16 protein-coding genes are annotated in these 15,021 nt (G+C 42.9%); 6 read left to right on the top strand and 10 right to left on the bottom strand.

What is annotated here, in order from left to right:
* Nucleotides 1-108 precede the first annotated feature (108 nt).
* The 5 genes from sodB (at nucleotide 109) to J7384_RS10270 (ending at nucleotide 8,451) form a co-directional block, all read left to right on the top strand.
* Nucleotides 109-690 (top strand): superoxide dismutase [Fe], encoded by a 582-nt coding sequence (sodB, locus tag J7384_RS10290; protein ID WP_209113702.1) that lies wholly within the window; start codon nucleotides 109-111, stop codon nucleotides 688-690.
* Between the two features lie 342 nt (nucleotides 691-1,032).
* Entirely contained in the window at nucleotides 1,033-2,967 is a 1,935-nt protein-coding gene (locus J7384_RS10285) for a PrkA family serine protein kinase (protein WP_209113700.1), read from the top strand.
* A 29-nt stretch (nucleotides 2,968-2,996) separates the two neighbouring features.
* Nucleotides 2,997-4,274, top strand: coding sequence for a YeaH/YhbH family protein (locus tag J7384_RS10280; RefSeq protein ID WP_209113698.1), 1,278 nt, complete (start codon nucleotides 2,997-2,999; stop codon nucleotides 4,272-4,274).
* A gap of 48 nt (nucleotides 4,275-4,322) precedes the next feature.
* Nucleotides 4,323-5,897 (top strand): SpoVR family protein, encoded by a 1,575-nt coding sequence (locus J7384_RS10275; protein WP_280636360.1) that lies wholly within the window; start codon nucleotides 4,323-4,325, stop codon nucleotides 5,895-5,897.
* Nucleotides 5,898-6,219: 322 nt separating this feature from the next.
* Complete coding sequence (locus J7384_RS10270; protein ID WP_209113696.1) at nucleotides 6,220-8,451, top strand: hypothetical protein; 2,232 nt, start codon at nucleotides 6,220-6,222, stop codon at nucleotides 8,449-8,451.
* Between the two features lie 40 nt (nucleotides 8,452-8,491).
* Here the strand turns inward: J7384_RS10270 and J7384_RS10265 are convergent, their stop codons facing one another.
* Nucleotides 8,492-9,076, bottom strand: a complete 585-nt coding sequence (locus J7384_RS10265) for a lecithin retinol acyltransferase family protein (protein WP_209113694.1) — start codon at nucleotides 9,074-9,076, stop codon at nucleotides 8,492-8,494.
* A gap of 187 nt (nucleotides 9,077-9,263) precedes the next feature.
* Here J7384_RS10265 and J7384_RS10260 point away from each other — a divergent pair, with 187 nt between their 5' ends.
* Nucleotides 9,264-10,157 carry a tyrosine-type recombinase/integrase gene (locus tag J7384_RS10260; protein ID WP_209113692.1) on the top strand — a complete coding sequence of 298 codons (894 nt, stop codon included), beginning with the start codon at nucleotides 9,264-9,266 and terminating at the stop codon, nucleotides 10,155-10,157.
* 22 nt (nucleotides 10,158-10,179) lie between these two features.
* On the opposite strand, the gene J7384_RS10255 is transcribed toward J7384_RS10260, so the two are convergent.
* The 9 genes from J7384_RS10255 to J7384_RS10215 form a co-directional block, all read right to left on the bottom strand.
* Nucleotides 10,180-10,341: a hypothetical protein gene (locus J7384_RS10255; protein WP_209113690.1), complete on the bottom strand. Its 162-nt coding sequence runs from the start codon at nucleotides 10,339-10,341 to the stop codon at nucleotides 10,180-10,182.
* Nucleotides 10,342-10,344: 3 nt separating this feature from the next.
* The gene (locus J7384_RS10250) at nucleotides 10,345-10,572 is read right to left on the bottom strand and encodes a hypothetical protein (protein WP_209113688.1); all 228 of its coding nucleotides are present in this window, start codon (nucleotides 10,570-10,572) and stop codon (nucleotides 10,345-10,347) included.
* Between the two features lie 138 nt (nucleotides 10,573-10,710).
* Nucleotides 10,711-10,944 (bottom strand): hypothetical protein, encoded by a 234-nt coding sequence (locus J7384_RS10245; protein WP_209113686.1) that lies wholly within the window; start codon nucleotides 10,942-10,944, stop codon nucleotides 10,711-10,713.
* Nucleotides 10,941-11,387: a structural protein gene (locus tag J7384_RS10240; RefSeq protein WP_209113685.1), complete on the bottom strand. Its 447-nt coding sequence runs from the start codon at nucleotides 11,385-11,387 to the stop codon at nucleotides 10,941-10,943. The genes J7384_RS10245 and J7384_RS10240 overlap by 4 nt, the downstream gene beginning before the upstream one ends.
* A 48-nt stretch (nucleotides 11,388-11,435) precedes the next feature.
* A complete protein-coding gene (locus J7384_RS10235; RefSeq protein WP_209113683.1) occupies nucleotides 11,436-12,920 on the bottom strand; it encodes a hypothetical protein in 1,485 nt (494 codons plus the stop codon).
* A 3-nt stretch (nucleotides 12,921-12,923) separates the two neighbouring features.
* Nucleotides 12,924-13,547: a hypothetical protein gene (locus J7384_RS10230; RefSeq protein ID WP_209113681.1), complete on the bottom strand. Its 624-nt coding sequence runs from the start codon at nucleotides 13,545-13,547 to the stop codon at nucleotides 12,924-12,926.
* Between the two features lie 8 nt (nucleotides 13,548-13,555).
* Nucleotides 13,556-13,768: a hypothetical protein gene (locus tag J7384_RS10225; RefSeq protein WP_209113679.1), complete on the bottom strand. Its 213-nt coding sequence runs from the start codon at nucleotides 13,766-13,768 to the stop codon at nucleotides 13,556-13,558.
* A 54-nt stretch (nucleotides 13,769-13,822) separates the two neighbouring features.
* Nucleotides 13,823-14,131 (bottom strand): hypothetical protein, encoded by a 309-nt coding sequence (locus tag J7384_RS10220; RefSeq protein ID WP_209113677.1) that lies wholly within the window; start codon nucleotides 14,129-14,131, stop codon nucleotides 13,823-13,825.
* Between the two features lie 18 nt (nucleotides 14,132-14,149).
* A complete protein-coding gene (locus J7384_RS10215; RefSeq protein WP_209113675.1) occupies nucleotides 14,150-15,001 on the bottom strand; it encodes a major capsid protein P2 in 852 nt (283 codons plus the stop codon).
* Between the last annotated feature and the right edge of the window lie 20 nt (nucleotides 15,002-15,021).

Raw genomic sequence — 15,021 nt, 5'->3', positions numbered from 1 at the left:
CACGTTTTTTGAAAACTTGAGTATTTTACTAGGTTTTTTCTAAAAACAAACAGTTTCTTTATTGTTAACTAAAAAATAATTATTTATAACCCTTTCTTGGAGAGAAAAATGGCTATTGAATTACCTGCGTTACCTTACGAGCAAAATGCCTTAGAACCGCACATTTCAGCAGAAACCCTTGAGTATCATTACGGCAAACATCACAACACATACGTGGTTAAGCTTAACGGTTTAATCGAAGGTACTGAGTTTGAAGGTAAGTCATTAGAAGATATCGTTAAATCTTCAACTGGTGGTGTTTTCAACAATGCAGCACAGATCTGGAACCACACGTTTTACTGGAACAGCTTAAGCCCGAATGGCGGTGGTCAACCAACTGGCGCATTAGCTGATGCAATCAACGCAAGCTTTGGTTCTTTCGAAGCTTTCCAAGAAAAATTCAACGACAGCGCAGTAAACAACTTTGGCTCAAGCTGGACGTGGTTAGTAAAAAATGCCGACGGCAGCTTAGCAATTGTTAACACTTCAAATGCAGCAACTCCTTTAACTGAAGAAGGTGTTACTCCATTAATGACGGTTGATTTGTGGGAACACGCCTACTACATCGACTACCGCAATTTACGCCCTAGCTACTTAGCTGCGTTCTGGGCACTAATCAACTGGGATTTTGCTGCAGCAAACTTCGCTTAATCACTAGAGATTATTCCTCGGTGGCTCAATTTACCACCGATAAAAACATCAAAAGCCGATAGCTTAACTACCGGCTTTTTTATTGCCCGCATAAAACTCGTACCTCAACCCTCGGTAATAAAGCTAACCATTACAACGAGATACTTTGCTGAATTTGTTTAAAAAATTTACAAAAAATTCCATCTTTTTATTGTTCTCTTGCGTATACCTACTACGCTTATAAATAGTAAAACAGCGCTCTTGTTAGAACTCTGTTGTCACTTTTCCGGTCTACTTTCTCAGACCCTTTAATGTAGCGGCTGCGCTAAAAAGAGCGATAGTCATGATGTTTTGGAGGCGGTTATGAGTATTTTTCAACATTTTCAAACGCGTTACGAACAGGCGCAAGAAGAACACTACAGCATTCAAGAATTTCTCGATCTTTGTCGTCAAGACAAATTTGCTTACGCTAGCGCCTCAGAGCGGCTACTTAAAGCCATTGGCGAACCTGAGATGATTGACACGGCAAACGATCCGAGATTAAGTCGAATCTTCTCTAATCGCGTTATTGCACGCTACCCTGCATTTTCAGAGTTTTACGGCATGGAAGATGCCATCGAGCAAATTGTCTCCTACCTAACCCACGCTTCTCAAGGCCTTGAAGAGAAAAAACAAATATTGTATTTACTTGGCCCAGTCGGTGGCGGTAAATCATCATTGGCTGAAAAACTCAAAGCATTAATGCAACAAGAGCCGATTTATGTGCTCAGTGCCAATGGCGAGCGCAGCCCAGTAAACGACCACCCGTTTTGTTTATTCGACGCCAATGCCGATGGCAAAATACTGCAACAAGAATATCAAATCCCTAAACGCTACTTAACCACGATTATGTCGCCATGGGCAGCCAAGCGCTTACAAGAATTTAAAGGTGATATTGCCAAGTTTAGTGTTGTCAAAGTATATCCTTCTATTCTCAATCAAATTGCCATTGCCAAAACAGAACCGGGCGATGACAACAACCAAGATATTTCATCACTAGTGGGTAAAGTTGATATTCGCCAACTCGAACATTTTGCTCAAAACGATGCAGATGCTTATAGTTACTCAGGCGCCTTGTGTCGCGCCAACCAAGGGGTAATGGAATTTGTCGAAATGTTTAAAGCGCCGATAAAAGTGCTTCACCCCTTATTAACCGCGACTCAGGAAGGTAATTACAACCCAACCGAAGGTTTGTCTGCTTTGCCATTTGACGGCATATTACTCGCGCACTCCAATGAATCGGAATGGCAAAGCTTCAGAAACAACAAAAACAATGAAGCGTTTTTAGACAGGGTTTATATCGTTAAAGTCCCCTACTGTATGCGCGTTTCTGAAGAAGTTAAAATTTACCAAAAATTGCTTGAAAACAGTGAGCTTAGTCAAGCGCAATGCGCACCAGACACCCTAGAAACCTTGGCGCAATTCACGGTGCTGTCGCGCTTAATGGAACCAGAAAACTCAAGCTTGTATTCAAAAATGCGGGTCTATGACGGTGAAAGCCTCAAAGACACTGACCCGAAAGCAAAATCGTATCAAGAATATCGCGACTACGCCGGTATTGAAGAAGGTATGGCGGGCTTATCAACGCGTTTTGCCTTCAAAATATTGTCGCGCGTTTTTAACTTTGATCACGGTGAAGTCGCTGCCAACCCTGTACACCTGTTTTACGTCCTTGAACAGCAAATCGAACGAGAACAGTTACCCAAAGAAATTGCCGAGAAATATTTAGAGTTCATCAAAGGATATTTAACGCCTAAATACATCGAATTTATCGGTAAAGAAATTCAGACAGCCTATTTAGAGTCGTACTCTGAGTACGGGCAAAATATTTTCGACCGCTATGTCACCTATGCTGACTTCTGGATTCAAGATCAAGAATACCGAGATGCCGAAACGGGTCAATTATTCGACCGAGAAGCCTTAAACAACGAGCTGGAAAAAATAGAAAAGCCAGCTGGAATTAGTAACCCGAAAGATTTTCGCAATGAAATCGTTAACTTTGTCTTGCGCGCTAAAGCCAATAACAATGGCAAAAACCCATTGTGGACTAGCTATGAAAAACTGCGCACGGTCATCGAAAAGAAAATGTTTTCAAATACCGAAGACTTACTTCCGGTTATTTCGTTCAATGCAAAAACGTCTACCGAAGACCAACAAAAGCACGATGACTTTGTTGAGCGCATGATGTCAAAAGGCTATACCCAAAAACAAGTCAGGCTGCTATCTGAATGGTATTTGCGTGCCAGAAAATCCTCGTAATAGAGTAGTTAACTGATGAGGAGTAGTATATGGCCAATTTTATTGACAGGCGTTTAAACAGCAAGAACAAAAGTACGGTAAATCGGCAGCGATTTTTACGACGCTACAAAAGTCAGATCAAAAAATCAGTTTCTGACAGCATTAATGGTCGCAGTGTTACCGATGTCGACAGTGGTGAAAGTGTTGTTATCCCGAAAAAAGACCTTAGTGAACCTATTTTTCACCAAGGTCAAGGTGGCGTGCGCGATCGCGTTCACCCTGGCAATGATCAGTTCACCAAGGGCGATAAAATAAAACGACCACAACAAGGGCAAGGGCAAGGCTCCGGTCAAGGTAATGCCAGTGACTCTGGTGAGGGAAACGACGACTTTGTCTTTTCTATTTCAAAAGACGAATACCTCAATTTGTTGTTTGAAGATCTCGAGCTGCCTAATTTAGAGAAAAATCAATTAGACAAAATGGTTGAGTACAAGACTGTGCGCAGTGGTTATTGCGCAGAGGGCGTACCGGCCAATATCGATATCGTTAAATCTTTACAGGGCTCAATTGCACGACGAATTGCAATGACAGCTAGTAAGCGCAGGCAGTTGCATGAGTGTCAAAACGCGCTTGAACAATTGGCGCAAGATCCCCACGAAAATATTCAACAAAAACGCAACTTAGAAGCCGAGATAGCTCAGCTGAAAAGTAAAATTGCCAAAGTGCCATTTATTGACAGTTTTGATTTGCAGTACCGCAACTATGCAAAACAAGCAGTGCCGACGTCAAAAGCCGTCATGTTTTGCCTAATGGATGTTTCTGGCTCAATGGATCAAGCCACCAAAGATATGGCTAAGCGTTTTTATATTTTGTTGTATCTGTTTTTAACTCGAACCTATCAATCTATCGATGTCGTTTACATTCGCCATCACACCCAAGCCAAAGAGGTTGATGAGCAAGAGTTTTTCTACTCACAAGAAACTGGCGGTACCATAGCATCAAGTGCCTTAGAGTTGATGCACAAAATCATTGTTGAACGCTATCTTGACGGCAACTGGAACATCTATGGTGCACAAGCGTCTGACGGCGACAACTGGGCCGATGATTCCCCCTATTGCAATCAACTGTTGCAACAAAAATTACTAAAACTGGTGCGTTACTTTAGCTACATTGAAATTACCCAGCGCGCACATCAAACGCTCTGGCACGAATATGAAAAACTCGCTGCCAGCCATTCTCACTTTGCCATGCAGCACATTCGAAGTGTTGAAGACATTTACCCAGTATTTCGTCAGTTATTTAAAAAGAATCGTCAACAGGTGGCGTAGCGCTAATCGCCATTGTACTCAATAAATTAACATTGGAGTGTTATTGTGATGTCAGAACAAGCCAATACTATGCCAAATCAAACCATACCTAACCAAGATACGAAAAACCAAGGTACGGTAAAAATGTTAAGTGATAGTCCAGAGTGGACCTTCGAACTACTAGAGCAGTATCAAGTCGAAATTGAACGAGTTGCAAACTATTATCAGCTCGATTTTTACCCGAACCAAATAGAAGTGATTACCGCTGAGCAAATGATGGATGCCTACGCTAGCGTTGGTATGCCAATTGGTTACAGCCATTGGAGTTATGGCAAAAAGTTTATTCAAACTGAACAAACCTACAAACGCGGTTACATGGGCTTAGCCTATGAAATCGTCATCAACTCAAACCCTTGTATTGCTTATTTAATGGAAGAAAACACCATGACCATGCAAGCCTTAGTGATGGCGCACGCGTGTTATGGCCACAATTCTTTCTTCAAAGGCAACTATTTGTTCAAATCGTGGACCGACGCCGACTCCATTGTTGATTACTTACTGTTTGCCAAAAACTACATTCACGAATGTGAGCAAAAATACGGTATTGACGAAGTCGAAGCCTGTTTAGATGCATGTCATGCTCTGATGAACCACGGCGTCGACCGCTACAAAAGGCCACAAAAAATTTCTTTAGAGGAGGAAGATAAACGTCAGCAAGAGCGCGAGGCCTACTTGCAGTCTCAAGTAAATATGTTGTGGCGAACACTGCCCAAAGACGACAGCCATAGCCAACCCAAAACGCAAAAATTTCCGGCCGAGCCGCAGGAGAACTTGCTTTATTTTATCGAGAAAAATGCGCCTCTATTGACGCCTTGGCAACGCGAAATAGTGCGAATTGTGCGAAAAATCTCTCAGTATTTCTATCCACAAAAACAAACCCAAGTGATGAACGAGGGTTGGGCCTGTTTTTGGCATTACACTATTCTCAACCATTTGTACGACGAAGGTTTAGTTAGCGACAAATTTATGATTGAGTTTTTACACAGTCATACTAATGTCGTTGCTCAGCCTGAGTTCAATAGCCAATACTATTCTGGTATTAACCCTTATGCGCTGGGCTTCAACATGTTTGTTGATATCAAACGCATTTGTCAGCATCCGACCGAAGAAGACAAGCGCTGGTTCCCCGATATTGCTGGCAGCGATTGGTTAAAAACCTTGCATTGGGCAATGGAGAACTTCAAAGACGAAAGCTTCATTAGCCAATTTTTGTCGCCAAAGCTAATCCGTGACTTTAAGTTGTTTCAGATTCACGATGACGAAAAAAACAGCTTCGTTGAAATTGCCGCTATTCACAATGACAGCGGTTACCAAGAAATACGAACAGCACTATCAAATCAGTATAATTTGAGTAATTTGGAAGCTAATATTCAAATTACCGACGCCAATATTCATGGCGACCGTTCATTAACGCTAAAATATACGCCACATCAAGATATTCCATTGGCTGACAGTAAAGATGAAGTGCTAAAACACTTGTACCACCTGTGGCAGTTTGAGGTCAAACTGGTTGAAACCGACGAGCATGGTCACGATCATATCATCGCTCAATGCCCTCGCCCAAAAGCAAAAGAAGATAACTAAATGTTTGGGGCTTACTAAAAAACCTCAGCTTTGGATAACTAATGTGCTTCTAGCGGCTATTTTTACTGCTATCCGCGTTGAATTCACTTGCAATAGGCAAGCTATTGACGCGCAAATTCGCCTTGATTTCAGCCAAAATTTCTCACTAGAAGAAGCATAAAAAAACTAACTGACTGAATACTATAGTTATTCACGATTTCTTATCCAAAGTTGAGGTTAAAAAATATTTTACCTAAAACAATCAATTGCGCTTGAGGTCATAGGCCACACCTACGTAGAATATCGATTTAATACTTCAAATTAATGTTACTGTAGGTTCATTATGCTTTTATCGATATTCGCTCGTGCTGCTCGGCGCAATTTGCCACTACTTGGCGGGCAAGCTCAATCATCGAATATTCGACAAAATCATTGTAATCGTGTTATTCAAAATAAGCGTTTTGCATCGAGCTACTCGGTTAAGCAGCTAGCAGTTAAACACATAATACTTAAACGAATGACACTGCTCGCTTCGCTAACGTTCGCTTTCGCCGTTAACGCCGAAATAGCCGATATCAAACCCTTTACCGACAGCTACCAATCGCTCGTTGCCAAAGACTCGGGCACAGCAATCGAGCAGCTCTCTCCAATGCTTGAACAAAACAATTTGTCAAAGCAAAGCCGTTACTTTATCCAACACAACCTCGCCTACAGCTACCGCTTAAACAATAAAAAAGAGTTAGCAATAAAGTATTTCGATCTTGCGATAAAGCTCAGTGAAGATATTGGTCCCTATTATCAAGCCCGCAGTCTACTTGAACGGGCAAAGACCTATGGCATTTTATTTCGCGATACCGACCGCGCTATTGTCGATCTAGCATTAGCTTTTGACGCGGTAAAATTGAGTCAACACCAAGATGCGAGCCGTTTGACTTTTGATCTGTCAACGGCAATGACTCAGGCGTACAACCAAAAAGCAGAACTCGATAAAGCACAAATTTACATTGAGCAAGCAATCAAAATTGCCGAGCAAAGTTCACATACAGATGATCTGCTCTATGCCAATATTATTGCTGGTCGCGTTAGCTTTCAGCAAAACAAACTCGCCAAGGCTCACCGCCACTATCAAAACGCGTTAAAACTGGTTAACTCAAAAACACCTAAACCCAGAGTTGCTTCTATTGAGCTGAGGCTGTCAATTATCTTTAGCGAACAAGGTTTGTTTGATAAAAGTATCGAGTACGCCAATAATGCCGCTTCCCTCTATCTTGATATGGGGCAAAAACGACTACAAGTCAAAGCCATGCGGGTACTAGGCGATGCCTACCTGGCAAAAGGCAATAGTTTAGATCAGGCGTTAATTCACTTTTTAAATGCGTTAGCATTAGCACAAGAATTAGATGATAAAACCAACATCAGTCAGCTTGAGCACGTTATCGGTAAAGCCTATTTAGCAGAAAATAACATTGAGCAAGCACAAAATTACTTAGGTGCTGCCGATAGAATTTTAAACCCCGAAGAATTTCCCTATTTTTGGGCGTTAAATAACACAGCACTAGCTGAATTGGCAAATCGCCAGCAAAAATATCCCCTTGCCCAAAACCTGCTAGAGCAAACATTAAACAACGAGAAAGTCACCGAGTACCCGGCAGTTATTGAGCGCATAGAGGAGCTTCTTAGCCAGTTGTACCTAAGCAACCAAAATTATCAACGAGCGTATCAGTTGGCGAGCAAAAGGTTAGCACGCAAACAACAAGCGCTTGAAGAATTAGAACAAGTATCAATTACCAATACCGAACAGCAGCTTACTAATGCTCAGCTTAATGTTTCACTCGCCGAAGCTGATAGTCAGTTAACTCAGAGCAAAACGACACTTAGTCGATATCAGCAGTATTTCTATATTTTGCTTGGTATTTCTTTAATACTAACACTTGTTTCACTGATCACCTTCCGTCAAAAAAGAAGTCTACAACAACGCGTTAATAACGAGCAGTTTGCTCAGCTGTTAAGTTGGCAACAATTTTGGCAGCAACTTTCATTATCGGTTAGCACAAGCGATAAAAAGTATTTGAATGTACTGAGTATTTCATCAACAGATACTGCCGCTAATAGTTATGCAGCCATCACTCAAGCTCAGCGTTCGATATATCAGGCCATTAAACAAGTGCAACCTAACACTTTAGTGATGATGCAAAATAACAGTGTCTTGTGGCTTGGTGACTCGGATGAGAGAGCGCTAGTTGAGCAACATTTGTTGCCGTTAATCAAGCTACCGGAAAATAGCCAGCAGATCATTAATGTGTTATCAATAACGCTTGATAACTTGCCTAAACCAATGTCTGAGCAAATGAGCCAGTTTATTGAAAGTGTTGTTAGCCACTGTACTTTTGATCTTAGCCAGCAAGCGCAATTAGACAATGACAACAATACCAATCAATACTGGCGTGGCGATATCAACATTGAAAAAAATGCCCTCAATGTGGTTTTTAACAAGCAAAATGATATCTACGCCAGTATTGATAAAGCCCGTGAGCTCGGTATGTTAAAAACCAAATATCAAAGAATCACGCCATAAACCAATGACCTGACTGCTTTAACTAGAGTAGCTGCTTTAACTAAATTTGACACTTGTCCCAGTAAACCACGCGGTCGAAGTATTGAGCAATATTGGTATTGAGGCGATCAAACGTGGTTAGATTGTCTGATTGAGGTTGATAGCACTGCCAAACAAAGTGGTGACAGTTATTGTCTAGTAAGTCATAGTCGTAAAACTGATAGATTTCTTGCACCGCCCTGCTTGCCGCATCGTTATCCGCAAGCGCTTGGCCTTTCGAGTCGGCGGCAATAAATATTTCTCCGCCACTTCTATTGTCTAAAAATCGTTGAGGAGAAACCGCCTTAACCAAGCCACTTCCCGATAACTCAACAATTGTGTTGTCGCCTACCCAAATGCCCGTATGCTCAAGGACTCCGGCAATACCACAACAAACGATAGCACCGGGCTTTGGCAATACCGATTGCTCAGTTGCGAAGACGCTTGACGGATAGATAGCGACATGTTCTAGGTTACTGCCCTGCTCAGACAGCGTTCTCAATTTTTGATGTCTTAATTTTTGTTGTGACTTTCGGTCTTGAACCAGTTCACTAACAGCAAGCGCAGATACTGTTGCAGCACCCAACCACAATAAAGGCAATGGCATAATACTCTCCGATGATCCTGATCATTAACTCCACATAGATCCAGAATAGTAAAATATCGCAAATTTGCGATAAAAAAGTGGTATCTAATTTGTAACAAAACTTGGGTTTTTAGCGTTTTGGCGCTTTTGGCATAACGAAAGCGCGATAAAAACTAGCTTAATTTTTTTTCAAGGAGCATTAAAAAAAATGAGTAACTTAATCAAAAACCCGCAAATTGATTGTTTTCTAGCTAGATACACAAAGCCAGCCACGCGAACCAACCAACTCAACGTAATTAAGATGTTTGTTAATTTTGCTTTTCAGAAGTCGGTTGACGAGCTTATTGATTTCTCAGTTATCAGTGATGTTTTGATTTTAAAGTTTATCGAATTCAAAAGTAATGCAGTAAAATTCAGCTCCTTGAATGCTTACATACAAGTGCTAAAAAACTTTGCTAAATTCCTTTATCGCAGAAAAGTTATATCCATTGATACCTACGAGCTAATAACTGATATCAAGAAGATAAAAGGTAGGCGGCCACCTGCTGGGAGGCGATTAAAATACCGAGAAGTTAAGACGGTTAAAAACAACTACGTCAAATCACACAAGAATATTGATAAGCGTGATTTAGCTATTTTCGCCCTAGGTACTTGTACCGGCATAAGACGAGGCGAAATATCACGTATTGATGTGACCGATATTGATAATTCAAAACTCTATATCTGCGGCAAAGGCTCAGCTTACCGGATTGTTTATTTGAATGATTTTGCTAAAGAAGCGCTAAAAGACTGGTTAGAAGCGTCAGAAATCACAAGGGGCGCGTTATTTAGGCAAATGGATAGGCATGGTTCGGTGTTTAGTGAAAGGCTCGGCGTTTACGGCGTTTCGTATGCAATTAAACGAATAATTAAAAACTTAGATATGAAATATTTTACATCACATGACTTGCGACGAACCTTTGCCACAACCCTACTAGATAACAATGCTGATAAATTTGCCGTCCAGCGGCTTATGGGTCATGCCTCGGTAAATACAACGGCGATTTATGATAGGCGTGGCGAGCGGATTAATCGACAAGCAATAAATCTACTGCCCTATTAACTGAAAAGCCGCTATTTAGCGGCTAGTCATCGTGGCGGCGTTTTAGCTGTACTTCGGTGACAGCTATTCGCTTATCTAGGCAATGTTGCCGCTGATTTAATCGCCACAGTAACGCTATGGTGATAATTTCAGTCGGTGCCAGCCCTAAGCTAGTTAAATATTCAAGAATTGGTGACAGCTCCATTTATCACCGCCTTGCCATCGCATCAACCAAGCCAAACGCTGAGCAATAATCGACACCTACCTGAACGCCCTGCTCATTTAATTGGTGTTTTAACTCAAGCCTAAAATCTGGACTTGTGGATGCGCAATAAGCGCGTGATACATCACCAAATTGATAGTTGCTTGAGCATGCTGTCATACCAAGCGCTAGCATAATAGCGAGTGCGACCTTGCTCAATTTAAAATTATTCATCGTCCAATACTCCTGTTGTGTGTGCTTTGATTTGATAAACAACAAAGGCTGCAACCACCGCAATGGCAGCAGCGGTAGCGGCCTTTTTCATAAATGCGCTAGACATGGATAAAGTCCCAACTATTTGGATTGAGCAGCTTAATGAGTAATGTCATAAATCCACCCGCCTAACGTCCAATGTGGGTTTCCTGTGATTTTGCGACCAACAGATAAAACACCTTGGTTAAAGATATTGTCATCATTGACTGGGTTAACTGCTTGGCCGACATCGGCTGCCTTTTTACTGCTGTAGTAAAGCGCTGCTGCGCCAATGACTGCGATAGCAATCACGGCACCTGTGTTTGACGTGGCTATTTTGGTTAAGTCATTCATGAGTAAAAGCCCTCTTGAAAGCCTTGATTAATGGTGTCACTTGAATACGGCTGCTGGCCGTTTTCGTGATAAATCATGGCTTTTATCAGTGATGGATAATCGCGCTCGCTGAGTACTTGATGCGGGTCGATATTGATTTTCTGTGCAACTGACTTGATGTAACTTTCAGTGTGGTTTTCAAACTCGCCCTTTTCGTTTTTCGGTGGTGCCCATCGGCTGATAATGCCTGACACCGTATCAAGGCCACGATTGACACGATAATTTCTGAGTATTCTTGCGGCCGCTCTAATCCCTTTTTGCGGGCTGACAAACTCTTCAAATTCACTATCTAAATCAAGCGGGTGTTCGCCTTCCCAGTCGTAATCAACACGATGATTTTCACGAATGTTAAGCGGGTTGTTGTTTCTGATGCCTCGTGGCGTATCACTACGTGCACTCATCATAAATAAAGCTCCTAAAATGAGCGCTGGCAATAAGTAGCGCTCAGTCATTTAACTAACTTCTTTCAAAATGCGAACAGGCGCGCCACCAGCCAGATTCAGTGAGCCGTCATAAATACGGATGACTCCACCACCACCGCTATAAACGAGCGCACCGCTATCAGCAACCGTAAAACCTAAGCCGCTAGATAAACCCGCCAATGTGTCAGCGAAAATTTGCCCACCTGTTGGCACATCAACATACATCGCCCGATTTAAGCCGCCGATGTATGCCTTGTTATTGGCGACATAGACGCTATAAGCGTCACTGCTTAAACTTATTGTTTTCCATGACGCACCGTTATCTTCGGTTTGATAGATTGCTGCTGGCTTTGTCGCATCACCAGAGTAATAAAACGCGCTCGTTGCTTCATCAAGCGACCATTGGCGCTGGAAATAATCAATGTTTTGCGGCAATACTACGGTTTTCCACGTAGTCCCCATATCACTTGTCGTATGAAGCTGCGAAGTATCGCCACTTAAAACAGCAATAGTTTCGTCAGCAAACATAAAGCCACGACTTGCATGTGATGGACAGTTGGTCATATCTACTTGTTGTGGATTTGAGCCATCCAAATTAACTAGCCACGTTTGCGCTGTACCTACGACACCAAATACCAAGATTTTTGACTTCTTGTGCACCCAGCATGACTGCATAGAGCTAAAAGCGGCACCAGTAACTAGCGGCACCACTTCGTACGTGTAATTGGTTAAATCAATTTTACTGACGGCAAAATCACCGCTAGCAAAGCCGAACGTGTAAAAGTAACCGTTTTTGATGAATGACTCTTGAGTGTCTGCACTGTAGCCCGTTAATCCAGTTGGGATAACTATTGAAGCGCCGCCCGCTCTCGGTTCTCGCTTTAATAATCCTGTGTGGTCAAAGTAAAGTACATCGTCTTTAATCGTATTAAGGTGTGCATGGTAAGCTTGAGCGCCTTTATCTTCGTTATAGCTCGGTGTCATACTGGTTAGCTCAGTGCTGTATACGGGTGTGTCTCCCGCATCATTTGAGCGACCATAAACCGCACCTTCGGTTGTGGTCTCGAACTTCTCCCCAGCAGCAACCAGAATCATATTGCCAACATGTGCACCCGCGCCGCCGACATACCACTGCTTGTCGCTTTGCATGACGACTTTGCCGCGCAGGGTTTCGGCTGGCAGAATTAATTGAGGGTTGCCATAAAACAAGCTAGCTGAGTCAGACGCTAAAGCCGCACTACCTACGAGCCTTGCATTTGCAGGGCTGTAATCTAGCGGCAACTGACCAACCCATACCTTAATCACCTGCGCGGTTTCACTGTAAAACTGCACCTGTGAATATTGCTCGTCAGTTCTAAAGGCCATGCCTGACACAAGGTCAGTTTGAAGGCTATCATCGCCTTGACGAAGTCGACACTTAATTGTGCCAGCAGCCAGCACAACATTAATATGATGACCAACACTTGTAAGCGGCATTGACCACTGTTTTGCTGTTAATGTAACTGTCTTTAACATGGTTTAGCCCTGCTTAAAAATAAACGTGGTGATTACTGCGGCAAGCGCAATAATACCGATGGTTTTCATATTAGTTTCAGCGACCGCAGCACCGTCTGAGCGCGAAAAATCTTCAACAAACTGCATAGCATTTTCAAAGCCTGTCACTAGCGAGGCGTTGTTATCTCGCTGAGCTTCAAACGCAAAATTCGTCGTGGTTGATACCAAGTCATTGGCAAGGCCAGTGCCTAACTGTAATTGCTGAAACCCCGTATTGTGCAGTGAAATTGCCGACGATAAATTCGCACGGTGCGCACTATCTAAAAAACCGAGATTTTCAGACATCAAGCTCGCATTATCGCTTGAGATTTGCGCCGCTAAATCAATCACACCACCGTCAAGCACGGTAATGTTGCCGCTATTGCCTGCGTATTGTCCGGTGATTGAATTGTCAATTTCCTGCTGAATAGAGTTATCAATCTCTTGCTGGACCGAGTTATCAATCTCTTGTTGGACTGAGTTATCAATATTGGTGCGAACCGAATTATCAATATCTTGCGATAAGTCGGCGTTGTGAAAATCGTTGATTGTGCGATTGTCATTGTTCGTCGTGCTTCTAGAGCTTCGGCTTGAGCTAAATAACCCCATAACTCCCCCTAGCGACTAAACGCAACAAGCGCAATAACAGTAACCGCACCAATAATCAGTAATTGATTGTCGTTAATGCCGTTACCGCTTTGGTAATTAAAATCATGGTTAAAGGCGTTATCGCCGTTAGCCTCTGCCGAGCTTGACGCGCTCAGACTAGGCATACCACCTGCGCCGCCACCGCCAGCGATACCCGCTGCACTAAATAAAGCTTGATACATAATCTTTACCCTGAGAAAAAAGCGAGCCGTAGCCCGCTTTCTTTGTGTGCCTAGTTACTTGCGCTTTCCTTTGAGCAAGAACGCGATAGCAAGAACACCAAGACTTGCGATAAGTAATGGCTGGTTAACTTCAAAGCCCATCATTTTTGGCTGCTCTGGCGTTTTATCAATCGCCACCGCAGCACCATTGGTCAGCTCTGGTTCAACCTGTGCTTGCACATGCTCAGCACCCGAATTCGCTTTAATCGCTTTGATGCTCTCAACCTGTTTCCAGACATCAAGCGCACCAGATAAAAGCGAACTCCCTTGGGTTTCTAACCAGCCCGCTACTGCTGGCTGACTTGTTTTTACGACTTGATTCATAAGTCCTTACCCCCAAGGTTAAAAGCCAACAGGTGACCACATTTGCACGTATTCAACCATGACCTTGATTTGACCCGCACTAGCGACTCGACCCTTAACGCGCAAATCTTCGATAGCGCGATTGAGCGCGGCCGCTTGATTAATGTCGTTATCTAGGATTAAGTCGATAGTGACCATTTTGGCGCGTTGTGGCGCACGGCCGTGAGCAGTTTGAATATCAAACGCTTGCGCTGCCGTAATTGGGTGCCAGCTTGTTTGATTGATTTGCAAATCAGCTTCAAGCACCTGACAATCTGCGTCTGCATCGTCAGTATCAGGCATCACTAAGTGAATGGCCGCAATGCTTGCACCGTCAGGCGTTGGGATATTATCAATCTCAAAATCACCTTGTGACACAGACACGTAATGCGTACGCATTTTTGTTAGCCAGTTAGGGACGGCTTTACCGTTTGGTAATCGTGTCGGTAATGATGTCACCGCAATTGCTGAGATTTTCGGGTCACTGGCAGCGCTATCAATGTGCATATCAATAGAGGCCGTTTTGATACCCTGTAAACCAGAGGTATCGAAACCGAAGAATCGACGCTGTGACAGCTCGTCAAGCTCAGTGCGCTTAAAGTGGAACACCAAAACACCGCTTAGCGTTTCGCGCTTATAGTGATTATCAATTGAAATCAAATCAGCGCCATTTGCCCACTCACTGACGGTACGCGTGTTTGCTTTTAGCTTGAGTTGTTGTAGCTGCTCTGGCGTAACACCTGAGTAGTACACGTAAACGGTTTCATAAACGTTACCAACAGGTAATACGATACTGATATCGGCACCCGCTGAAACATCCGCAACCGTAGGAAGTTTTTTGATAAATCGCATGACGCTACCCCTTACAGATA

Source organism: Endozoicomonas sp. G2_1 (assembly GCF_017744155.1).
Lineage (GTDB): Bacteria > Pseudomonadota > Gammaproteobacteria > Enterobacterales > Alteromonadaceae > JAGHQT01.
The sequence above is the reverse complement of the archived record's forward strand: the minus strand, read 5'-3'. Positions and strand labels throughout refer to the sequence as shown.

Coding starts and splice junctions, on each gene's coding strand:
- sodB (WP_209113702.1), top strand. CDS start 109: ATGGCTATTGAATTACCTGCGTTACCTTACGAGCAAAATGCCTTAGAA.
- J7384_RS10285 (WP_209113700.1), top strand. CDS start 1,033: ATGAGTATTTTTCAACATTTTCAAACGCGTTACGAACAGGCGCAAGAA.
- J7384_RS10280 (WP_209113698.1), top strand. CDS start 2,997: ATGGCCAATTTTATTGACAGGCGTTTAAACAGCAAGAACAAAAGTACG.
- J7384_RS10275 (WP_280636360.1), top strand. CDS start 4,323: ATGTCAGAACAAGCCAATACTATGCCAAATCAAACCATACCTAACCAA.
- J7384_RS10270 (WP_209113696.1), top strand. CDS start 6,220: ATGCTTTTATCGATATTCGCTCGTGCTGCTCGGCGCAATTTGCCACTA.
- J7384_RS10265 (WP_209113694.1), bottom strand. CDS start 9,076: ATGCCATTGCCTTTATTGTGGTTGGGTGCTGCAACAGTATCTGCGCTT.
- J7384_RS10260 (WP_209113692.1), top strand. CDS start 9,264: ATGAGTAACTTAATCAAAAACCCGCAAATTGATTGTTTTCTAGCTAGA.
- J7384_RS10255 (WP_209113690.1), bottom strand. CDS start 10,341: ATGGAGCTGTCACCAATTCTTGAATATTTAACTAGCTTAGGGCTGGCA.
- J7384_RS10250 (WP_209113688.1), bottom strand. CDS start 10,572: ATGAATAATTTTAAATTGAGCAAGGTCGCACTCGCTATTATGCTAGCG.
- J7384_RS10245 (WP_209113686.1), bottom strand. CDS start 10,944: ATGAATGACTTAACCAAAATAGCCACGTCAAACACAGGTGCCGTGATT.
- J7384_RS10240 (WP_209113685.1), bottom strand. CDS start 11,387: ATGATGAGTGCACGTAGTGATACGCCACGAGGCATCAGAAACAACAAC.
- J7384_RS10235 (WP_209113683.1), bottom strand. CDS start 12,920: ATGTTAAAGACAGTTACATTAACAGCAAAACAGTGGTCAATGCCGCTT.
- J7384_RS10230 (WP_209113681.1), bottom strand. CDS start 13,547: ATGGGGTTATTTAGCTCAAGCCGAAGCTCTAGAAGCACGACGAACAAT.
- J7384_RS10225 (WP_209113679.1), bottom strand. CDS start 13,768: ATGTATCAAGCTTTATTTAGTGCAGCGGGTATCGCTGGCGGTGGCGGC.
- J7384_RS10220 (WP_209113677.1), bottom strand. CDS start 14,131: ATGAATCAAGTCGTAAAAACAAGTCAGCCAGCAGTAGCGGGCTGGTTA.
- J7384_RS10215 (WP_209113675.1), bottom strand. CDS start 15,001: ATGCGATTTATCAAAAAACTTCCTACGGTTGCGGATGTTTCAGCGGGT.